A 19,982-nucleotide genomic window follows, 5' to 3' on the forward strand; every position below is an offset into this window, starting at 1 on the left:
TATGCTATTATAATCTATGATGCGCCGAAGCGAGCGGCCAACAAGCTCGCCGCCGGTGCTCTGTCGCCCGGCGTCGGACGCATTTCAGGGAGGCTTTGGTGGCAATGTCTGCGGCGCGCGCACGCGACGATTTCAAGGGCGCTCCAAACCTGCCCGATCCAAAAATCCTGCTCGATCTGTTCGAACGCATGGTGCTGTTGCGCCGTTTCGAAAGCATCGCCCAGATCGCCTGCCGCAAGGGCGAAACACCCGGCTTCCTGCATCTCTATATCGGCGAGGAGGCGACGGGCGTCGGCGTCTGCGCGCATCTGCGGCCAACCGACTGGGTGACATCGACCCATCGCGGCCACGGCCACGCGCTGGCCAAGGGCGCCAATCCCGGCCGGGTGATGGCCGAGCTGTTCGGCAAGGTTGACGGCATTTGCGGCGGCCGTGGCGGCACCATGCATCTCTACGACCGCTCGGTCGGCCTGTTCGGCACCAACGGCATCGTCGCCGCCGGCATCGGCCATGCTGTCGGCATCGGCATGGGCGCCCGCCAGCAGGGCCGCGACGACATCGGCGTCGCCTTCTTCGGCGATGGCGCCGCCAACCATGGCGGCTTCCACGAGGCGCTCAACTTCGCCGCCGTGCAGCGGGCGCCGGCGGTCTTCATCTGCGAGAACAACCTCTACGCCACCGCTACGCCGCTGAAGTCGATCACGCTGAACCCAGAGATTGCCACCAAGGCCGCCTCCTACGGCATGCCTGGGGTCGCGGTCGACGGCAACGACGTCTTCGCCGTCTGGCTGGCGATGAAGGAGGCCACCGAGCGCGCCCGTTCCGGCAAGGGGCCGACGCTGATCGAGGCCAAGACCTACCGCACCGTCGGTCACCATGAGGGCGATCCGGTCATCGGCACTTATCGCACGCAGGAGGAACTCGACGCCTGGATCAGGCGCGACCCCATCGACTTGTTCCGCAAGAAACTGATCGAGGGCTATGGCATCGCCGATGCCGAGGCGCTCGCGGCAATAGAGGCACGGATCGAGAAGCTGGTCGAGGAGGCGCTGAACTTCGCCCGCAACTCGGCCGAGCCCGATCCGGCGACGGTGCGCCTGCATGTCTTTGCCGATCCGATCAATCCACCCGCCGCCTTGGCTTGGCGAGCCGTCGGCGAGACCCGCACGCAGGGATGGCTCGAGGCCGTGCGCGACGGCATCGCCGAGGAAATGCGCGCCAATCCGGCGATCCTCTATTTCGGCGAGGGCACCGGCGAGCGCGGCGGCAGTTTCGCTCACACCAAAAACCTCTGGCAGGAATTCGGCGCCGAGCGCATGGTCGACACGCCGATCTCCGAGCAGGGTTTCACCGCCGCTGCCGTCGGCGCCTCGGCCACCGGTGCGCGCACCGTCTCGGACCTGATGTTCGCCGACTTCGCCTTCGAAACCGCCGGCCAGATCTTCCTGCAGGCGGCCAAGCTGCGCTACATGACCAGCGGCCTGATGAGCGCGCCAATGGTGGTGCGCGTCGGCGCCGGCGCGCTGCGCAGCTCCGGGCCGCATCACAGTGGCATCTATCATCCGGTCTTTGCCCATATGCCGGGCCTTATCGTCTGCGTGCCGTCGACCCCTGCCGATGCCAAGGGCTTGATGAAGACCGCGCTCAGGGCCGGCGATCCGGTCATCATGCTTGAGCCCAAGGTGCTGTTCGCCTCCAAGGGCGAGGTGCCGGTCGGCGAGCATTTTGTGCCTTTCGGCGTCGCGCGCACTGCGCGGGCAGGCACCGACATCACCATCGTTGCCGCCGGCCAGATGGTGCAGCGCGCGCTGGAGGCAGCCGAGGCGCTCGCCGCCGAAGGCATCGAGGCGGAGGTGATCGATCCCCGCACCATCATGCCGCTCGACATCGACACCATCGTCGCCAGCGTGCGAAAGACCCATCGCCTGCTCATCGTCGACGAAGCCTGGGCGATGTGCGGCCTTGGCGGCGAGATCGCCCAGGCCATCAACGAGCTCGCCTTCGACGAGCTCGACGCCCCACCGGGAAGGCTGCATACCGCGCCGACCTCGCATCCCTTCGCGCCGGTGCTGGAGCGCGCCATGCTGGTCGACACGGCGCGCATCGCCCAGGGCGTGCGCGACGTCATATCAGGCCAACCGCCGGTGCCGGACCATTGGTACACGGTCGGCCTGAAGAGTGCTGCGCCGGCTAAGCCAACGCCTGCTCCAGCCAGATCTTTGCCCGCCGCTTCAGCGGCTGCCGCTCCCAGCGACGACGAGCCGGTCACAATGCCGTTCGGCGATCTCACCGTCAGCGAAGGCACCGTCGTCAAATGGCTGAAGGCGGTCGGTGATCAGGTCAAGGAAGGCGAACTGATCGCCGAGATCGAGACCGACAAGGCCGTGGTCGAGATCGAGGCGCCGGTCAGCGGCACGCTCAACGCCATCGATCAGCCGGTCGGCGCCGTGGTGCCGATGGGCGGCCGCATCGGCGGCATCAAGAAATAACCCGTCACCGAACTTGAAATCCGAAGGGGCTGGCATGAAGATCCTGTGCACCAACTGGCAAGCCGCCGACGAGGCTGAACTCGAGCGGCAGCATTATCCCGATATGGAGCTCATCCTCGCCCGTTCGACCAACGACAAGGCAGCCGCACTCGATCCTGCCGTCTGCGAGGTGGTCGACGCCGTCATCAACTATTCGCCCACCCACAATGTCGCCGCCGCGCCATCGGCCTTTCCCAAGGCGCGCATAGCGGTGCGTTCCGGCGTCGGCTTCGACAACATCGACACGGCGGGCTGGGGTGCGCGGAAGATTCCGGCTTGCAACGTGCCGGACTATGGCACCACCGAGGTCGCCGATCACGCCATCGGCCTCATGCTGGCGCTGACGCGCGGCACATCGGCCTACGGCGCCGAGCTTTCCAGCCATGGCGCCGAAGGCTGGCATTTTTCCAAGGCGCCGCTGGTACGCCGGCACAAGGGCGCCACCTTCGGCATTGTCGGTCTCGGCCGCATCGGACTTGCGACCGCCCGTCGCGCCGCCGCCTTCGATATGAAAGTGGTGTTTTACGACCCGCATCTTCTGTCCGGTGTCGACCTGTCGACCGGCTACGAATGCGTCCATTCGCTCCGTGAATTGATGGGGCGGGCGGATGTGGTGAGCGTCCATACGCCGCTCAGCGAGGAGACCCGCAAGCTGCTTGGCGCGTCCGCCTTCGCCGCCGCCAAGCCAGGCCTTGTCCTCATCAACACCGCGCGCGGTCCGATCGTCGATCTCGACGCGCTGGAAGCGGCGATGCGCGAGGGCATCGTCGCCGGCGCCGGCCTCGACGTCTTGCCGAGCGAGCCCGGCGATCTCGATCATCCGTTGCTCGCCGCATGGCGCGCCCGGGAGCCTTGGATCGCCAACCGGCTGATCGTCACACCGCACGCCGCCTTCTACAGCCCGGCGTCGATGCGCGACCTCCGGCTGAAATCGATCGAGGTGGTCCACGCCTATCTCACCGAGGGACGGCTGACCAACTGCGTGAATTCCGAGTATCTGAAATGAACATCGCGCAGATCCGGCTGGCGGTTTCGCCCTATGCCCGCCGCCTGGCGCGCGAGCGTTCCCTGCCGCTCGAAACACTTCGCGGCAGCGGTCCTGGCGGGCGCATCCTGGCCGCCGATGTGCAAGCCTTCGTTCCGGTTGCCGCGCCGCTCGTCTCGCCCAATGTCGCCGCCCCGGCAGCGGCCCTGTCCCCGACCGCGCCCCGCATCGCCGCCTTTGCCACTTCCGTTGCCCTCGGCGCGCTGCAAGACCTGCTGGCGGCGCTTGAGAGGTCGGGGCATGTGTTGGCCATCGACGACGTGCTGCTGCGTGCCGCCGGTCGAGCATTTGTCGCGATGCCGCAGGCAGCCAGGTCCGGTGGCGCTTCCGTGGCGCTGGAACTGGCAGGCCGGCAAACCGTATTCGCCATGACCCCCGAAACGCCGCTGACATCGCTGCGCGCCATGCGGCTTGCGGCATTGGCCGACAGCCGGGATGAGACGGAAACTCCAGCGACCCTATCCCTGCGGCTGCTGTCGGCCAGCGACATCAGGCCGGTGATGACGCCGCTTCTGCCGGGCCGTGCCATGCGCCTGACCGTTTCGCCCGACACGCCGGGCGACCATGCCGAATGCCTGCTGACGATAGACGCGGCAAGCGTTGACGAGGCTACCGCTGCCGCATGGCTCGCGACCCTGAAATCGGCGATCGAACAGCCGCTTCGGCTCTTTGTCTGAGACGGTTGATCGTCAACAGCCTTGCCTAGCCTCGGGCGCAGGAAGCTATTATAAAAGCTTCGACACAGGCGCGACGAGGCACATGGACCACCCGACCATAGACAGTCTTCCCAGGCGCACGCTCGGCCGCGCCAACGGGCCGCTTTACCGCCAACTCGCCGACATTCTGCGCGAGCCGATCGGCAACGGCACCTTCCCCGTCGGCGGCGAACTGCCGAAGGAAGCGACCATTGCCGAGCATTTTGGCGTCAGCCTGATCACGGTTCGCCAGGCGCTGCGCGATCTCGAGGCCGACGGGCTGATCCGCAAGCGTTCGGCCAAGCCTGCCGTGGTCGCGGCGCGCAGCCCCTCGGTAAATCTGAGCTGGAAGTTCAAGAATTTCGCCGACATGGCGGCCTTCACCAAGGATGCCGAGCTGACGGTGAAATCCTACCGCAAGGAGGTTTCGCCCGTGCTCCAGCGCCATTTCGGCATGGGCAAGGACGAGGCCGGCTATTGCCTGCGCAGCGTTCTGTCGATCGGCGAACAGCGCAAGGCGCAGATCACCACCTATTTCCCGCCCGACATCGGTGCGCGCCTGAAGCGGGAAGATTTTTCCGACGTGCTGATCTTCCGTTCGGTGCAGAAACATCTCGGCCTGCGGCTCGACGTGGCGCATGTCACGGTTCGCGCCGAGATCGCCGACGAGGCGGTTGCCGCCGACCTCGGCATAACACTCGGCAGTCCGGTGCTGACGGTAGAGATGCTCTACCAGTCGGCGGACCAGCGCAGCATCGAATTCTCGGTCGCCCGCCACCCCGCCGATATCTTCAGCATCACTTACGACGCGCCGAACGACCTGTCCTGAAGCGCGCCGGAGGCGGGATTTTCTGCTGACGTCGCATAGACAGGCTCATAAAATTATAATAGCATGATAGCTAGGCTGAAGTGCTGGCCACGGGAGACGTCGCAAGAGAGGAGCTCCGGCGAATTCGGCTCGCGGACGCAGCCTTTGGGAAGTCTGGGCAAATTGACAACAGCGATTGGTACCGGTATCAATTTGTCGTCTTCATCCGACTAAGATGGCGCAGTCCATCACCGGCTGGGCAGGAAATACAGGGAGGAAGACCATGAAACCAAGGAGCTTGAGCGTCTGCTTCGTGGCGCTTGCCGGGTTCGCGGCGTCGATGGCTGCGATGCCGGGCCACACAGCGACCCAGAAACCTTACACCATCTATCTCTCGAACAATTTCGTCGGCAATGACTGGCGCCAGCAGATGGAACGCGTCGCCAATGTCGCCGTCAACAAGGGGCCGCTGAAGGGCCGCGTCGACCTCAAGATCGAAAATGCCGAGAACACCGTTCAGGCGCAGATCAATTCGCTGAACAACATCATCCGCCAGAAACCGGCTGCCATCCTCATTGATGCGTCGTCGGCCGAGGCGCTCAATCCCACCATCAAAAAAGCCTGCGACGCCGGCATCATCGTCGTCAGCTTCGACCAAACCGTGTCGGCGGAATGCGCCTACAAACTGCATTCCGATTTCGACATCATGGCCAACAACCAGGCCGAATGGATGGCCTCCATCCTTGGCGGCAAGGGCAAGGTTTTCATGGATCGCGGCCTCGCAGGCGCGCCGATCTCGGAACAGTTCGAGAAGAACTTTGGTGCCGTGCTGAAGAAATATCCCGGCATCGAGATCGTCGGCTATTTCAACGGCAATTATGCCGCCGGGCCCGAGCAGGAAGGCGTGGCCAGCCTGCTTGCCGCGCATCCGGAAGTCGACGGCATCTTCTCGCAGGGCTACGGCACCGGCGCCATCAAGGCGCTGCAGAATGCCGACCGGCCGATGGTGCCGATCGTCGCCGCCGCCTTCAACGGCACCGGTGTCACCTGCGCCGAGATCAAGGGAGCCAAATGCTGGCTCGGCGCCAATCCGCCGTCGCTGTCGGCCGAAGCGATCAAGCTCGCGGTCGACATACTGGACACTGGCAAGAAGCCCGCCGACACCACCGTGCTGTTCAATTCACCCGGCCTGACCACGGATATGGTCGACGCCAGATACGCGCCGAATTCCTCGGCGGTGAAGATCGAGCTCGGCAAGACCGTATTTCCGGATCTCGCGCCAGGGCTTTCCCTGCCGGTATCGCCGAGCTGGGTGGAGATCACCCCCAAGGAGGCCTCGGGAACCTGATTTGGTGATTGCGATGCGCCACGTCAGGCGCGAAACGAGAAACGGGAGGAGAAAATCATGAAATCATTGAGCCGTAACATCGGCCTAGCAGCTTTTGCCGCCACCATGATGGCTGCCGGCATGCAGACTGGCCACGCCGAGGATAAGAAGCCCTACACCATCTATCTTTCGAACAATTTCGTCGGCAATGACTGGCGCCAGCAGATGGAGCGCGTCGCCACCGTCTCGGTCAACAAAGGGCCGCTGAAGGGTCGCGTCGACCTCAAGATCGAGAATGTCGAGAACACCGTCCAGGCGCAGATCAACTCGCTGAACAACATCATCCGCCAGAAGCCGGACGCCATCCTCGTCGATGCCGGTTCGGACTCGGCCTTGAACCCGACCATCAAGAAAGCCTGCGACGCCGGCATCGTCGTCATCTCCTTCGACCAGGTGGTGACCGAACCCTGCGCCTATGCCGTTGCTTCCGACTGGGACCGCATCCCCGCCGTCATGGCCGAGTGGATGGCCACGCAGCTTGGCGGCAAGGGCAACATCATCCTCGACCGCGGCCTCGCCGGGGCGCCGATCTCGGCGCAGCTGCAGGGGGGCTATGAGAAGGTGCTGGCCAAATATCCCGACATCAAGGTCGTCGGCTACTACAACGGCAACTATGCGCTCGGACCGGAACAGTCGGGTGTGGCGGCGCTGCTTGCCGCCAATCCGAAGATCGACGGCATCATGACGCAAGGCTATGGCTCTGGCGCCATCCAGGCGCTGAAGGATGCTGGCCGGCCGATCGTCCCGGTCGTCGGCTTCTCCTACAATGTCGCCGCCGTCACTTGCGCGCAGACGCAAGGCGCCAAGTGCATCCTGGGATCCAACCCTGCCTATCTCTCCTCGGAAGCGATCAAGCTGGCGGTCGATATTCTCGACACCGGCAAGAAGCCGGCCGAACGTTCCGTCTCGGTCAAGGGCGATTTCGTCACCACCGATCCCTTCGAGTCCAAGCTTTATCCAGGCACCAAGATGATCAAGATCGCCATTGGCGAAAATGCCTTCCCGGACCAGGCGCCCGGCCTGACGCTGCCGATCACGCCCGATTGGGTAGAGATCACCGCTGCGGAAGCCGCCGGCAGCAAGTAACATCCGTGACCACGACCCTGTCTCCCGGCATCGCAAGATGTCGGGAGAGCTTTTCGAAGGCGCATGCATGGACCTTGTCACTGTCAACGGCCTGTCCAAACGCTATGGCGGCATTGTCGCGCTGAGCGAGGCGACGTTCAGCGCCCGCGCCGGCGAGGTGCATGCCCTGCTTGGCGAGAATGGTGCGGGCAAGAGCACCTTCATCCAGATCCTGTCGGGCGCCGTACAGCATGATGGCGGCTCGATCCTGGTTGATGGCCAGGATTATCGCCCGGCCGATCCGGATGCGGCGCAGGCACGCGGCATCGCCGCAGTCTTCCAGGAGTTGTCGCTGATCCCTGATCTCAGCGTCGAACAGAACATCTGGTTTCGCCATGAGCCGCGCACGTGGCTTGGCACCGTCAATCGCACGGAGATGCGCCGCAAAACGCTGGCGCTGCTGGAAAAATACAACTTTCCGGCGCTTCGCCCGGATCAGGAGTTGCGACGGCTGACCCTGGCCGAGCGGCAGATCGTCGAGATCGCCAAGGGCCTGGCCAAGGACCCGCGTATCCTGATCCTCGACGAGGCGACCTCGGCGCTGCCGGCACGGGAAGCCGAATGGCTGCTGAACCTTACCCGGCAGCTCGCCGCCGAGGGCAGGCTGGTCATCTTCATCTCGCATCGCATGGCCGAAGTGCGCGCCATCGCTGACCGGCTGACCATCTTCCGCAATGGCAGCACCGTCGCCGCGCATGCGGCCGATGCCGTGTCCGACAATGAGATCGTCACCCAGATGATCGGCCGCCATCTCGACCGGCTCTATCCCGAGCGTGTGTCCACCGCGACCGATCGCATCGCTCTCGGGGTAAAGGGGTTTTCGAGCGGCAGCCGGCTTTCCGGCGTCGACTTCGCGCTGCGCGAGGGCGAGGTGCTCGGCGTTGGCGGTTTGCAAGGCCATGGCCAGCGCGAATTGTTTCAGGCGCTGTTCGGCGCCACCAAGGCGAGCGGCTCGATCGAACTGTGGGGCAAGCCGGTCTCGATCGGCAATCCGCGCCAGGCGCTGACCGGCAAGGACGGCATCGCGCTGGTGCCGGAGGACCGGCGCGGCCAGGGCCTGCTTTTGACCAAGAGCGTGCGCGAGAATTTGACGCTGTCGGTCATCAAGCGCTTCACCGAAAACGGCTTGCTCAGCCGGCAAAAGGAAGCGGCGCTCGTCAAGGAAATGGTCGATTTCCTGCGTATCAAGGCCGGCACGCCGGAACAGCTTGCCGGCACCTTGTCTGGAGGCAACCAGCAGAAAGTCATCTTCGGCAAGATGCTTTTGACGCAGGCGCGCGTGCTGTTGCTTTACGATCCGACGCGCGGCGTCGATGTCGGCACCAAGGGCGAGATCTTCCAGCTGATGCGCGACCTCGCCGCCAAGGGCTATGCGATCCTGTTCCATTCCAGCGACATGCCGGAACTCGTCCATGTCGCCGACCGCGTGCTGGTGATGCGCAACGGCCGCATTGCCGCGACGCTGGAAGGGGATCACATTTCGGAGGAGGAAATCCTGCGCGCCGCCATGCTTGAAACCAGGGCGGCCTGAATCATGGTGATGTCCGTGGAGCAGACTGTGGAGATGGCGGAGAGGCCGGCCGAGACGAAGCCCACCAAACCGGTCATCGACTGGCGCGGCCGCTTGCTCGACCGCGCGCCGTTCCTGGTCGCCTGCCTGATGCTGGCCTTGATTGTCGGCATCTATGGCAGCCTGCAATCCGGCGTTTTCTCGCTGGACGAGCTGAACCTCGACACGGCGGCGGCGATGACGCTGATGCTGGCGGCGACCGGGCAGACCATCGTGCTGCTGCGCGGCGGCATCGACCTGTCGATCGGCGGCATGATCAGCCTCGGCACGGTGATCGCGGCGACGCGCTTTACCGACGATCCGTCGACCACGGCACTTTGGGCGCTGATCATCCTGGCACTCGGTTTCCTGATCGGCGCACTCAACGGCCTGCTGATCTCGCTGCTCAAGCTGCAGCCCTTCCTAGTCACGCTCGCCACCTGGTCGATCCTCAACGGCGTCGCCATGATCATCCTGCCGACCGATGGCGGCAGCATTCCCTCATGGTGGGTCGGCTTCGCTTCCGCACAGCTCCTCGGCCTGACCAGCCCGGTCTGGATGCTGCTGGCGCTGCTGTTGTTCTGGTGGTGGTTCCGGGCGACGCGGGTCGGCATCGCCATCCAGGCGACAGGTTCCAACGAAAAGTCGGCCTTCCTGTCCGGCGTCTCGATCGCAAGGGTCAACCTCGTCACCTATGGCCTGTCCGGCCTGTTCGCGGCCGGTGCGGCGCTGTTCCTGGCGACGCAGACCGGCGCCGGCTCGCCCACCATCGGCAAGGATTATATCCTGCCTTCGGTGGCGGCGGCGGTCATCGGCGGCGTCAGCCTGTTCGGCGGCCGCGGCCATCTTGCCGGCACGCTGATCGGCGCCTTCGTGCTCACCCTAATCGGCAATCTGGTCTTCGTCCTGCATGTGTCGAGCTATTGGCAGCCGGTCGCCTCCGGCGTCATCCTGCTGCTCTCGGTGCTGGCCAGTTCCGTCGCCGAGAAAGCCGCAAGGAACCGTGTCCAATGAGCGCTTTCCTCGCCCGCAACCGCCTCATCGTGCTCGCCTATGCCGGCATGCTGGCGCTGCTCCTGGTCACGGCGCTGTTCTCGCCGGGATTCCTGTCCGTCTCCAACATGCGCTCCACCGTGGTGCTCGCCGCCTTCGTCGGCATCGTCGCGCTCGGCCAGACCTTCGTCACCATCGGCGGCGGCATCGACCTGTCGGTGCCCTGGGTGCTGAATTCGGCCGCCATCATCATGGCGCTGCTGTGCGGAGGGCAGGATCTGCCGCTGGTCTGGGTCATACCGCTGCTGCTTGCCGGCGGCGCCTTCATCGGCCTCATCAACGGCATCGGCGTTGCTCAGTTCGGCGTGCCGCCGATCATCATGACGCTGGCCACGAACGTGATCCTGCAAGGCCTGATCCTGGTGCTGACTGGCGGCTCGCCCACGCCGTCGGCGCCGGCCCTTATCCAGTTCCTGTCGGTGGGGCGGCTCAGTGGTTTTCCGGTCATCGCGCTGATCTGGCTGGTGCTGACCCTGGTGGCGGCGCTGCTGCTCTCCAAGGCGGCGTTCGGCCGCCATCTCTACGCGCTCGGCACCAGCGCCACGGTCGCCGAATTCTCCGGCGTGCCGACCGCGCGCACCACCATCCTCACCTATGTCATCTCGGGCCTCACCGCCGCTTTCGCCGGCATGCTTTTGACCGGCTATTCCGGCCAGGCCTATCTCGGCATGGGCGACGCCTATCTGTTCACCTCGATCGCGGCGGTGGCCATCGGCGGCGCCTCCATCCTCGGCGGCAGCGGCCATTATCTGGGCACCGTCGCCGGCGCCATGGTGCTCACCATCCTCACCGGTCTTTTGCCGGCGCTGAACCTGTCGAGCGGCGCGCTGCTCATCGTCTACGGCGCGGTGATCCTGCTCACCGTCACGATCGGCAGCGAAACCTTTGCCGGTCTCGGCGGCAGGCTGCGGAGAAAAGAGGGCTGACATGGTCGAAATCACTTGCGTCGTCGATGCCAGGGCCGAACTCGGCGAAGGCACGCTCTGGGATCCCAAGGCCGGCGTGCTGTGGTGGATCGACATCTGGAAGAAGCTGATCCATCGCTACGACCCCGCGACCGGCAAGGACGAGACCTTCGAGGCACCGGAATATCTCGGCTGCCTCGGCCTGCGCGAAAAGGGCGGCCTTGTGCTGACCATGGCCAACGGCTTTCACTTCTTCGACCCGGCGACCGGCACGTTCGAGGCGATCGTCGATCCGGAAGCGCATATGCCGAATACCCGTTTCAACGACGGCAAGCCGGATCGCCAGGGCCGCTTCTGGTCGGGTTCGATGTTCGAGGTGCCGGGTCAGCCGATCGAATTCATCGGCGCGCTTTATAGGCTCGATCCCGACCTTTCCGTGCACAAGATGATCGACGGCATCGGCTGCTCCAACGGGCTCGCCTGGAGCCCGGATTCCAAGACCATGTATTTCTCCGACAGCCATGCCGGCGCGGTGTGGGCCTATGATTTCGATGCGGCCACCGGCGATATCGAGCATCGCCGCACCTTCATCGACATGACGATGACCGGCGGCGTCGCCGACGGCGCCACCGTCGATGCCGAGGGCTGCTACTGGGTGACCGTCCCGGTGACCGGCAAGGTCTGCCGATACGATCCTGATGGCGAATTGATGCAGACCGTGGTTCTGCCGACCGACCTGCCGACGTGCTGCGAATTCGGCGGCAAGGACCTCGACATCCTCTATGTCACCTCGGCGGTGCTCAAGCGTCCGGCCAGCCACTTCGTCCGCCAGAAGAATCCGGGCGGATTGTTCGCGCTCGATGTCGGCGTCAAGGGCCTGACGCTGCCGGCGTTCAAAGGATAGCCAGTGTCGCTCGAACATCGTTTCGCTATCGAAACGATGTTCGAGGTCGCAACCGTGCGGGCCGTCTTTACCGTTTGACCGCACGTGCGGCGCGGCGAACGCTTTGCAGCAGGATGGCGAGGCAGCCGACCAGCAGCAGCGCGCCGCCGAGCAGCGGCGGCAGGGCCAGCAGCTTCACCGCCACCGCGACGGCTGCCACCAGCACCAGTGCCAGCAGCGCCAGATTGCCGTCATCGACGAACATGCCGAGGAATTCCCTGGCAACAAGGCGAATGACGCTCATCGGGCGAACCCTCCGGCTGATACGGGATAGGTGCCGCGCAGCCAGCGCACCATGGCAAGGGACGCCAGCGCGACGATGGCGAAGATGGCGAGCAGAGCGAGATCGGCACCCGGCCAGTCGGCGCCGATGCCTTCGCCGGTCCAGAAGATGCCGAAGCTGGTCAGCATCAGCCCGACCACGAATTTCAGCGCATTCTCCGGCACGCGCGCCAGCGGCCGGTGCACCGCCAGGCCGATAAGCATCACCAGGACGAAGGCTGCCAGCGCGCCCAGGCTGGCGTAGAGCGTCTGCCCATGGGCGGCGCCGACGGCAATGACGATGAACACCACCTCGACACCCTCGAGCAGCACCGCCTTGAACGAGGCCAGGCCGGCGAGGTAGTCGGCGCGGCGGTCATTGGCCTGCTGGCTGAGGGCGGCGGTCTCCTTGGAAAAGGCCGCGTCCTCGTCATGCAGCGCGATGACGCCGACGCTGCGCAGAATCGCCTTTCGCAGCCAGCGCATGCCGAACAGGATCAGCAGCACCCCGACGACGAACTGCAGCGTGGCGATCGGCACCAGCGCCAGCAGCGGTCCGAATGCCAGCACCAGCGCCGCCAGCAACGCCAGCGCCAAGGCGGCGCCCGTCAGCGCCGGGCGCCAGCTGCGCGTCACGCCGACCGCAAGCACGATGGTGAAGGCTTCGACGACCTCGACGAAGGAGGCGAGAAATGCCGCCGTGACCGTCGGGAGGATGGGCGTAAGCGTCTGCATCAAAGCTTCCTGTCCTGTCTCGTTCGCCCCGGATACTCTGAGCGGCTGTTCCAGGACGCGTGGCCCGGAATCACTTCTGTGGTCAGCACCACATAGCGCTCCGGAAGCCGCGGGAAAGCAAGTGAGCGTCCATGGGCGGCGCTTGGGGCCAATCGAGCAGCGCACGCTGCGGCTGCGGGACGCACACCTATCAGATCATGCCCGACATGTCGGAGAAGGCCATTGCCTTGCGCAGCAGCTCGGCGAAGCGCTCGCCGGCCACCTCACGCGGGCCGCTATTGTCGATCGTGGTCACGCCGGGGCCGGTCAGGGTCACATTGGCGCTGCGCGCCAGGCGCGCCAGCACTTCGCCGCGCGACTCGCGGCCGCGCATCGCCAGCCGCTCGGCCAGCACGTCAGGCGAAGCAGTGATCTCGACAATGGCCAGATTGGCGTAGCGCTCGCGCAAGGTGGGAATGATCGCACGCGACACGTTCGCCACCGCCACATGGCCATTGGCGACCGACCAGTCGACATCGGCAGGCAGGCCATAGCGCAAGCCATGCGCTTCCCAGGAAATGGCGAAGGCGCCGTCAGCCTCGGCCTCGACGAAGGCGGCGTCGGCCAGCGTGTCGTGATCCTCGCTCGCCGCATCGCTCGGCCGGGTTATGACGCGGCGCACGAACTCCAGCCGGGTCTCATCGGCGAAGAGGGTACGGGCGTAGCCGATCACCGTGTCCTTGCCGGCGCCGCTTGGCCCCACGACGGCGACAAAGACGCCATGACGGACAGGGAACATTTCAGCGGACAATTCACGCTCGATCAAGGCCGACACCATCATGCGACCCGGCGCCCTTGCCGCCAGACGGTGCGCACCACCGGAACATGATCATCGACACGCACGCGCACCAGGTCGGCGCGGCGGCCTTGCTCGATGATACCGCGGTCGGTCAGGCCAACGGCCTCAGCCGGGTTCTTCGACACCATGGCGACCGCCTGCGGCAGCGAAATGCCTTCGACCATGTCGCCGAGGAAGAAGGCCGACTGGATCAGGCTGAAAGGAATATAATCTGATGACAAGATGTCGAGCAGGCCGTCGCCGGCCAGCGTGCGAGCCGAGACATTGCCCGAATGCGAGGCGCCGCGCATGACGTTCGGCGCACCCATCAGGACGCCCAGGCCCGCGGCCTTCGAAGCGCGCGCCGCTTCCTCGGTGGTCGGGAACTCGGCAACGCGCACGCCCTGCTCGATCGCCTCGTCGACATGGCCCGAAGTGGCGTCGTCATGGCTGGCGAGCACGATGCCGCGCTCATGGCAGGCAGCCGCGATCACCGCGCGGTTCGGCGCCGAATAGCGCGCCGATTCCGCCATCCGCTTCTCGCAGAACAATTGGAAGTCGCGATCGGTCAGCTTCAGCTTGCGCTGGTAGTAGTAGGCATAGGTTTCGAGATTGACGAACTGACGCTGGCCGGGCGCATGATCCATCAGCGAAGCCAGCTTGACCCGGTCGTCCCGGTCGAAATTGGCGAAGGCCTGCAGGCAATCCGGCGCCGAAACCTCGCAGCGCAGATGCAGGAAGTGATCGGCTCGCAGGCGATCCTGCGCGACGCTGTCCTCGATGGCATCGGCCAGCTTGCGAATATCGGCCAAGGTCAGGTCGGCGTCCTCGTCCATGCCGACGCGCAAGGCGTCGAGCACGGTGGTGATGCCGGCCGTCGCCACCTGCGCGTCATGGGCAAGCACCGCGGCGATTGGGTTCCAGCGCACCTTGGGCCGGGGCGCGTAGTGGCCTTCCAGGTGGTCGGTGTGCAGCTCGACCAGCCCGGGAATGACATAGTCGCCGCCCATGTCCTCGCCGGCCATATTCCCGCTGGTGCGGCTGCTGCCGGCATCTATGTCGGCGATAAAGCCGTCACGCAGCACCAGCGACCCCTCGACGATCTCGTCGGCAAGCACGATGCGGGCGTTGGAAAGAACGGTCTCGGCGGTCATTTCGGGCAGTCCTTTGGTTCTTCGAGCAGGGGTGTTCAGGCGGTTTTTCTTGCCGGGCGGCGTCCCAGCGCGTGATGCGAAAGCACCATGAACGGCGCGCCCGGTTCGGGTTCGACAAACAGCGTCAGCGCGTCGACCACCACCGGCTGCCGCAGTACATCCGCGAACAGGCTGTCGATTGCTGCGCGCAAACGTGGGCTTTCCTGTGGCCCGGCGCGGCCCGACAGCGTCATGTGGAAGCGGAAGGTCTCGAAGACATAGGGGTAGCCCCATTGGCAGAGATTGCGGAACTCGGCCGGCTTCAGCGAATCCGGGCTGCGCCGCTCGATCTCGGCCTCGGTCAGCGGCGCGCGGAACCGGTCGAAATCGCGCACCACCTGGTCGGCGAAACGGTTGAGCGGCGGCAGCGGTCCCTCCGGCACCAGCGCGAAGAAACTGTCGATCTGGCTGACGACGAGACGCGGGATCGTCACAACGGGCGTCGCTTCGGCAAAATGGTCGAGCCCAGCGCGCAGCGAAGTCTCGGTCTCGTTGGCGGCCAGGCGGAAGGGTGCCTTCAGCGTCGCGTGGAAGCCATAGCGGCGGGCCGAGGCGGTGTGGAAGGCAACTTCCGCCGCCGACAAATCGGCCACGGCTTCAACCGGCGCTGTCGCCGCGCCGAACGGGTCACGGCCCAGCCAATTGGCGGCGATCCGCGCCAGCGGTTCGTCCTGCCGGGGGGTGAAGTAGATGGCATATCGCATGAGAGGTCCTCGTTAAAGCGCGCCGCGACGCGCGCTTTAAGTCTTCGTTGGGTGCATATCGTCGCCCCCAAAACCGCTAGACACTTCTGGGCGACATGCACTAGACCCGCTGCCATAGGTGATTTCCATGACGGATTGACGAAGCTTTGCAGGGTTTTCGAAGGCAAATCGACCCCATAAGTCCTTAGCCGACGATTTTTCCGAGCTGGACCAATAGGTTGGGGAGGAATCTCGGACCGGTCAGGCCTTCATCAACCATTCGTGCTCGGGCGCATTGTGGAATTTCCACGTCCGTCTCGGCCCGGCCATGACGTTGAGGTAGTAGAGGTCGTAGCCATGGCAGGCCGCGCAGGGGTGATACCCCTTGGGCACCAGCACGACATCGCCATCCTCGATCGCCATGGCTTCGTCGAGCGCGCGATGGCCATGCTTGTCCGCGTCGGTGTAGACGCGCTGGAAGGCAAAGCCCTGCGGCGGGTTGAGGCGGTGGTAATAAGTCTCCTCGAGATAGGATTCGGCGGGCAGATTGTCCTGGTCATGCTTGTGCGGCGGATAGCTCGACGTGTGGCCGCCGGGCGTGATGACCTCGACCACCAGCAGCGAATCGGCAGGCTTGCCTTCCGGCAGGATGTTGGTGACGTAGCGCGTGTTGGTGCCCTTGCCGCGCACCTCCTGGCCGAGATCGTCCGGCCCGATCACCCGAACCGGCAGGCCGCCGCCGAGGCCGGGGGCCGAGCAGACCGCGAGTTCGAGATCGGTGTCAGCCGTCACCGACCAGTCCGATCCCTCCGGCACATAGACCGACCAAGGCTTGCCCACGAAGGGCGACATGCGCTCGCCGAGCAGGCCGAGATCCTTGCCGTCGACTTTCGCGGTGCCCTTGCCGGTGACGAAGACCAGGCAGACCTCGCGGTCTTCCGTCTTTCCCGAGGCGCTTTCGCCGGATTGCAGCCGATGCAGGTCGAAACCGACATAAGTCCAGCCGGCGCTTTTCGGCGTCACATGGGCAACGCGGCCACAGCCCTTGTCGGCTTTGACGAGCAGCTTGGACATCGGATTACTCCTTCGGTTCGGACTCGGCCGTCGCCTTGTTCTCGTCGGCGGGCTTGTAGAGATAGAAGAACTGCCAGACGGCATAGCCGGCGAAGCCGAGCGCGATGGTGCCCCAGAATGGCGTGCCGGTGGCGAACTCGATGATCGACCAGATGACGCAGACCGCGACGACGGCGACACGCCGCCACAACGGGCGGAAGAAGGGGTGCTCGGAATCTTTCATCGGGCCAATCTACAGCAACCTGCCTCGCCGTGAAGTCGCGTCAGGCATTCGGAAAACCCTGGGTTTCGACCGTGTAGCCGGCGGATGTCATCACCCGCATCAGCTCCTTGTGGCCGACCTGCGCCATCTTGAGCGGCGGGTTCTTCTTCGGGTCCTGCTCGGCCTCGACCACGAACCAACCCTCATAACCATGGTCGGCGAAGCGCTGCACAATGGCGCCGAAGTCCAGCGAGCCGTCGCCCGGCACGGTGAAGGCACCGAGCGCCACGGCGTCGAGGAAGGACTGTTTCGTGCGGTCCAGCTTGTCGATCACACCCATGCGCACATCCTTCACATGCACATGGCTGATGCGCTTGTGGTGGTTGTCGATGGCGCGTAGCACATCGCCGCCGGCAAAGGCCAGATGTCCGGCATCGAGCAGCAGAGGAATGCCTTCGCCGGAATGGCGCATGAAGGCGTCGAGCTCCGGCTCCGTCTCCACCACCGCCGCCATGTGATGGTGGTAGGACAGCGGCATGCCTTGTTCGGCGCACCATTCGCCGAATTCAGTCAGGCGCGTTGCATAGGCCTTCATCTCGTCACCTGAAAGTTTCGGCTTGGTGGCCAGCGGCTTCGAGCGGTCGCCCTGGATCGAGCGGCCGACCTCGCCATAGACGATGCAGGGCGCGTTGACCGCCTTGAACAGCTCGATCATCGGCTGGATGCGATCCTTGTTCCTGCTCATCTCCTCATCGACCAGCGTGCCGGAAAACCAGCCGCCGCACAGCGTCACGTCGGCGGCTTTCAGGATCGGCAGCATGACGGCGGGATCGTTGGGGAAACGCCGGCCCATCTCCATGCCGGTGAAGCCGGCCGAACGCGACTGGCGCAAGCACTCCTCAAGCGACACGTCATCGCTGAGTTCCGCAAGATCGTCGTTCCACCACGCTATGGGGGACATGCCCAGTTTGGCTTTCAAGTCGTCACTCCAGTTTAGTGTTTACCCTCCCCCTTGTGGGGTGGGGGGCGGCGCCGACCCTACCCGGACCTTCGGTCCGACCTCCCCACAAGGGGGAGATGGGGGTAGCGCCGACTTAGCATCAATCGCCGACGCTCTGCATCTGGCGCCTCTCGTCATAGGCCTTGCGCGCCGCGTTCACCTGCGGCCGCGCGGAGACTTCCGGCACAGCCACATCCCACCAATGGCCGCCGGCGTCGGTGGAGACCAGCGGGTCGGTGTCGATGACCAGCACCGTGGTGCGGTCGTTCGTCCTGGCCTTCTGCAACGCGTTTTCCAGGCCGGCGATTGACGGCACTTTCTCTGATATCGCGCCCATGCTCGCCGCATGCGCGGCGAAGTCGATGTCGGGCAGGATTTCGTGGCGCGAGTCCTTCAAGAGGTTGTTGAAATTGGCGCCGCCGGTCGCCATCTGCAGCCGGTTGATGCAGCCATAGCCCCGGTTGTCGAGCAGCACGATGGTCAGCTTCAAACCCAGCATCACCGAAGTGGCGATCTCGGAATTCAGCATCAGATAGGAGCCGTCGCCGATCATGACGACGATTTCTTCGCCGGGCTTGGCCATCTTGGTGCCGAGCCCGCCGGCAATCTCGTAGCCCATGGTCGAGAAGCCGTATTCGGCGTGGTAGGAGCCGGGCGCGCCGGCCTGCCAAAGCTTGTGCAGTTCGCCGGGCAGACCGCCGGCGGCATGCAGCAGCGTCACGCCGGAGCCCATGGCGCGCTGCACCGCGCCGATCACCTGAGCGTCGGACGGGAAGGCGGCGTTGGTCGACGCCGTCACCTTGGCCGCGTCGGCCTGCCAGGCCTTCTTGCCCTTGGCCGCATTGTCGGTCCAGGCGGCAGGCGCCTTCCAGCCTTTCAGCGCCGCGCCAAGTTCTGCGAGCCCCTCGGCCGCATCGGCGACCAGTGGCAGGGCGCGGTGCTTGCCGGCGTCGAAAGGTTGGACGTTGAGCCCGATGATGGTCTTGCCGGAATTCTTGAACAGCGCCCACGAGCCGGTGGTGAAATCCTGCAGGCGCGTGCCGATGGCGAGCACGACATCGGCGTCTTCGGCCAGCCGATTGGCCGCCGAGGTGCCGGTGACGCCGACCGCCGCCATGTTGAGCGGATGATCGTCCGGCAGCGAGGATTTGCCGCCTTGCGTCTCGCAGACCGGAGTGCCGGCGCCCTCGACGAATTTGGCCAGTTCGTCCGAAGCCTGCGAATAGAGAACGCCGCCCCCGGCGATCACCAGCGGCTTCTTCGCGCCCTTGAGTGCCGCCACAGCGGCGGCGAGTTCGTGGCGGTCCGGGCGCGGCCGGCGCTGGTGCCAGACGCGCTCGGCGAAGAAGCTTTCGGGATAGTCATAGGCCTCGGCCTGCACATCCTGGCAAAGCGACAGCGTCACCGGACCGCAATCGGCCGGATCGGTCAGAACCTGCATGGCGCGATTGAGCGCCGGAATGATCTGCTCGGGTCGGGTGATGCGGTCGAAATAGCGCGACACCGGACGGAAGCAATCATTGACCGTCGCCGTGCCGTCGGAAAAGTCCTCGGCCTGCTGCAGCACAGGGTCGGGAATACGGTTGGCGAAGACATCGCCAGGCAAAAACAGGACAGGCAATCTGTTGACATGCGCAAGTGCGGCCGCCGTCACCATGTTGAGCGCGCCGGGTCCGATCGAAGAGGTCGCGGCCATGACGCGGCGGCGGAAATTGGCCTTGGCATAGGCGATCGCCGCATGCGCCATCGCCTGTTCGTTGTGGGCGCGGAAGGTCGGCAATTCGTCGCGAACCTGGTAGAGCGCCTCGCCCATGCCGGCGACATTGCCGTGGCCGAAGATCGCCCAGACGCCACCGAAGATCGGCACTTTTCCACCGTCGATCTCGGTCATCTGGCGGGACAGGAAGCGGGTCAGCGCCTGCGCCATCGTCAGGCGGATTGTCTTGTTCATGGTGTTTTCCTCCGCAGTCCCAATGCCG

The 19,982-nt window shown here is 64.9% G+C and carries 19 protein-coding genes; 10 read left to right on the forward strand and 9 right to left on the reverse strand.

Going from position 1 to position 19,982, the window contains the following annotated elements; genetic code table 11:
* The first annotated feature begins 104 nt into the window (after nt 1-104).
* The 10 genes from FJ546_RS27560 to FJ546_RS27605 all read left to right on the forward strand — a co-directional run bounded on the left by FJ546_RS27560 (nt 105) and on the right by FJ546_RS27605 (nt 11,999).
* Nucleotides 105-2,489 (forward strand): thiamine pyrophosphate-dependent enzyme, encoded by a 2,385-nt coding sequence (locus tag FJ546_RS27560; protein WP_246686985.1) that lies wholly within the window; start codon nt 105-107, stop codon nt 2,487-2,489.
* A 34-nt stretch (nt 2,490-2,523) separates the two neighbouring features.
* Nucleotides 2,524-3,534, forward strand: coding sequence for a C-terminal binding protein (locus FJ546_RS27565; protein WP_140892193.1), 1,011 nt, complete (start codon nt 2,524-2,526; stop codon nt 3,532-3,534).
* Nucleotides 3,531-4,250: an E3 binding domain-containing protein gene (locus FJ546_RS27570; protein ID WP_140892194.1), complete on the forward strand. Its 720-nt coding sequence runs from the start codon at nt 3,531-3,533 to the stop codon at nt 4,248-4,250. The genes FJ546_RS27565 and FJ546_RS27570 overlap by 4 nt, the downstream gene beginning before the upstream one ends.
* Nucleotides 4,251-4,332: 82 nt before the next feature.
* The gene (locus FJ546_RS27575) at nt 4,333-5,097 is read left to right on the forward strand and encodes a GntR family transcriptional regulator (RefSeq protein WP_095773141.1); all 765 of its coding nucleotides are present in this window, start codon (nt 4,333-4,335) and stop codon (nt 5,095-5,097) included.
* Between the two features lie 262 nt (nt 5,098-5,359).
* Nucleotides 5,360-6,424 carry a substrate-binding domain-containing protein gene (locus tag FJ546_RS27580; protein WP_246686986.1) on the forward strand — a complete coding sequence of 355 codons (1,065 nt, stop codon included), beginning with the start codon at nt 5,360-5,362 and terminating at the stop codon, nt 6,422-6,424.
* Nucleotides 6,425-6,481: 57 nt separating this feature from the next.
* Nucleotides 6,482-7,549 (forward strand): sugar ABC transporter substrate-binding protein, encoded by a 1,068-nt coding sequence (locus tag FJ546_RS27585; protein ID WP_140892195.1) that lies wholly within the window; start codon nt 6,482-6,484, stop codon nt 7,547-7,549.
* A gap of 67 nt (nt 7,550-7,616) precedes the next feature.
* Entirely contained in the window at nt 7,617-9,119 is a 1,503-nt protein-coding gene (locus FJ546_RS27590; RefSeq protein WP_246686987.1) for a sugar ABC transporter ATP-binding protein, read from the forward strand.
* 3 nt (nt 9,120-9,122) lie between these two features.
* The gene (locus tag FJ546_RS27595; RefSeq protein ID WP_140892197.1) at nt 9,123-10,151 is read left to right on the forward strand and encodes an ABC transporter permease; all 1,029 of its coding nucleotides are present in this window, start codon (nt 9,123-9,125) and stop codon (nt 10,149-10,151) included.
* Complete coding sequence (locus tag FJ546_RS27600; RefSeq protein WP_140892198.1) at nt 10,148-11,116, forward strand: ABC transporter permease; 969 nt, start codon at nt 10,148-10,150, stop codon at nt 11,114-11,116. Before FJ546_RS27595 ends, FJ546_RS27600 begins: the two co-directional genes overlap by 4 nt.
* 1 nt (nt 11,117) lies before the next feature.
* Nucleotides 11,118-11,999 carry an SMP-30/gluconolactonase/LRE family protein gene (locus tag FJ546_RS27605; protein WP_140892199.1) on the forward strand — a complete coding sequence of 294 codons (882 nt, stop codon included), beginning with the start codon at nt 11,118-11,120 and terminating at the stop codon, nt 11,997-11,999.
* 67 nt (nt 12,000-12,066) lie between these two features.
* Here the strand turns inward: FJ546_RS27605 and FJ546_RS27610 are convergent, their stop codons facing one another.
* The 9 genes from FJ546_RS27610 to iolD form a co-directional block, all read right to left on the reverse strand.
* The gene (locus FJ546_RS27610) at nt 12,067-12,282 is read right to left on the reverse strand and encodes a hypothetical protein (RefSeq protein ID WP_140892200.1); all 216 of its coding nucleotides are present in this window, start codon (nt 12,280-12,282) and stop codon (nt 12,067-12,069) included.
* The gene (locus tag FJ546_RS27615; RefSeq protein ID WP_140892201.1) at nt 12,279-13,034 is read right to left on the reverse strand and encodes a COG4280 domain-containing protein; all 756 of its coding nucleotides are present in this window, start codon (nt 13,032-13,034) and stop codon (nt 12,279-12,281) included. The genes FJ546_RS27610 and FJ546_RS27615 overlap by 4 nt, the downstream gene beginning before the upstream one ends.
* 190 nt (nt 13,035-13,224) lie before the next feature.
* Entirely contained in the window at nt 13,225-13,854 is a 630-nt protein-coding gene (gene phnN, locus FJ546_RS27620; protein WP_181168113.1) for a phosphonate metabolism protein/1,5-bisphosphokinase (PRPP-forming) PhnN, read from the reverse strand.
* Nucleotides 13,851-15,005 carry an alpha-D-ribose 1-methylphosphonate 5-triphosphate diphosphatase gene (locus tag FJ546_RS27625; RefSeq protein WP_140892202.1) on the reverse strand — a complete coding sequence of 385 codons (1,155 nt, stop codon included), beginning with the start codon at nt 15,003-15,005 and terminating at the stop codon, nt 13,851-13,853. The genes phnN and FJ546_RS27625 overlap by 4 nt, the downstream gene beginning before the upstream one ends.
* 35 nt (nt 15,006-15,040) lie before the next feature.
* Nucleotides 15,041-15,748, reverse strand: a complete 708-nt coding sequence (locus FJ546_RS27630; protein WP_140892203.1) for a DUF1045 domain-containing protein — start codon at nt 15,746-15,748, stop codon at nt 15,041-15,043.
* A gap of 240 nt (nt 15,749-15,988) precedes the next feature.
* Complete coding sequence (gene iolB, locus FJ546_RS27635; RefSeq protein ID WP_140892204.1) at nt 15,989-16,801, reverse strand: 5-deoxy-glucuronate isomerase; 813 nt, start codon at nt 16,799-16,801, stop codon at nt 15,989-15,991.
* A gap of 4 nt (nt 16,802-16,805) precedes the next feature.
* Nucleotides 16,806-17,024 (reverse strand): hypothetical protein, encoded by a 219-nt coding sequence (locus tag FJ546_RS27640; protein ID WP_010912852.1) that lies wholly within the window; start codon nt 17,022-17,024, stop codon nt 16,806-16,808.
* 40 nt (nt 17,025-17,064) lie between these two features.
* Entirely contained in the window at nt 17,065-17,982 is a 918-nt protein-coding gene (gene iolE / locus FJ546_RS27645) for a myo-inosose-2 dehydratase (protein WP_140892205.1), read from the reverse strand.
* A 121-nt stretch (nt 17,983-18,103) separates the two neighbouring features.
* The gene (gene iolD, locus FJ546_RS27650) at nt 18,104-19,954 is read right to left on the reverse strand and encodes a 3D-(3,5/4)-trihydroxycyclohexane-1,2-dione acylhydrolase (decyclizing) (RefSeq protein WP_140892206.1); all 1,851 of its coding nucleotides are present in this window, start codon (nt 19,952-19,954) and stop codon (nt 18,104-18,106) included.
* Nucleotides 19,955-19,982: the final 28 nt, after the last annotated feature.

Origin of the sequence: Mesorhizobium sp. B2-4-19 (assembly GCF_006441315.1) — a bacterium.
Lineage (GTDB): Bacteria > Pseudomonadota > Alphaproteobacteria > Rhizobiales > Rhizobiaceae > Mesorhizobium.

What these genes read in the sequence shown, in the direction of transcription:
- FJ546_RS27560 (WP_246686985.1), top strand. Translation starts at nt 105, where the DNA reads ATGTCTGCGGCGCGCGCACGCGACGATTTCAAGGGCGCTCCAAACCTG.
- FJ546_RS27565 (WP_140892193.1), top strand. Translation starts at nt 2,524, where the DNA reads ATGAAGATCCTGTGCACCAACTGGCAAGCCGCCGACGAGGCTGAACTC.
- FJ546_RS27570 (WP_140892194.1), top strand. Translation starts at nt 3,531, where the DNA reads ATGAACATCGCGCAGATCCGGCTGGCGGTTTCGCCCTATGCCCGCCGC.
- FJ546_RS27575 (WP_095773141.1), top strand. Translation starts at nt 4,333, where the DNA reads ATGGACCACCCGACCATAGACAGTCTTCCCAGGCGCACGCTCGGCCGC.
- FJ546_RS27580 (WP_246686986.1), top strand. Translation starts at nt 5,360, where the DNA reads ATGAAACCAAGGAGCTTGAGCGTCTGCTTCGTGGCGCTTGCCGGGTTC.
- FJ546_RS27585 (WP_140892195.1), top strand. Translation starts at nt 6,482, where the DNA reads ATGAAATCATTGAGCCGTAACATCGGCCTAGCAGCTTTTGCCGCCACC.
- FJ546_RS27590 (WP_246686987.1), top strand. Translation starts at nt 7,617, where the DNA reads ATGGACCTTGTCACTGTCAACGGCCTGTCCAAACGCTATGGCGGCATT.
- FJ546_RS27595 (WP_140892197.1), top strand. Translation starts at nt 9,123, where the DNA reads ATGGTGATGTCCGTGGAGCAGACTGTGGAGATGGCGGAGAGGCCGGCC.
- FJ546_RS27600 (WP_140892198.1), top strand. Translation starts at nt 10,148, where the DNA reads ATGAGCGCTTTCCTCGCCCGCAACCGCCTCATCGTGCTCGCCTATGCC.
- FJ546_RS27605 (WP_140892199.1), top strand. Translation starts at nt 11,118, where the DNA reads ATGGTCGAAATCACTTGCGTCGTCGATGCCAGGGCCGAACTCGGCGAA.
- FJ546_RS27610 (WP_140892200.1), bottom strand. Translation starts at nt 12,282, where the DNA reads ATGAGCGTCATTCGCCTTGTTGCCAGGGAATTCCTCGGCATGTTCGTC.
- FJ546_RS27615 (WP_140892201.1), bottom strand. Translation starts at nt 13,034, where the DNA reads ATGCAGACGCTTACGCCCATCCTCCCGACGGTCACGGCGGCATTTCTC.
- phnN (WP_181168113.1), bottom strand. Translation starts at nt 13,854, where the DNA reads ATGATGGTGTCGGCCTTGATCGAGCGTGAATTGTCCGCTGAAATGTTC.
- FJ546_RS27625 (WP_140892202.1), bottom strand. Translation starts at nt 15,005, where the DNA reads ATGACCGCCGAGACCGTTCTTTCCAACGCCCGCATCGTGCTTGCCGAC.
- FJ546_RS27630 (WP_140892203.1), bottom strand. Translation starts at nt 15,748, where the DNA reads ATGCGATATGCCATCTACTTCACCCCCCGGCAGGACGAACCGCTGGCG.
- iolB (WP_140892204.1), bottom strand. Translation starts at nt 16,801, where the DNA reads ATGTCCAAGCTGCTCGTCAAAGCCGACAAGGGCTGTGGCCGCGTTGCC.
- FJ546_RS27640 (WP_010912852.1), bottom strand. Translation starts at nt 17,024, where the DNA reads ATGAAAGATTCCGAGCACCCCTTCTTCCGCCCGTTGTGGCGGCGTGTC.
- iolD (WP_140892206.1), bottom strand. Translation starts at nt 19,954, where the DNA reads ATGAACAAGACAATCCGCCTGACGATGGCGCAGGCGCTGACCCGCTTC.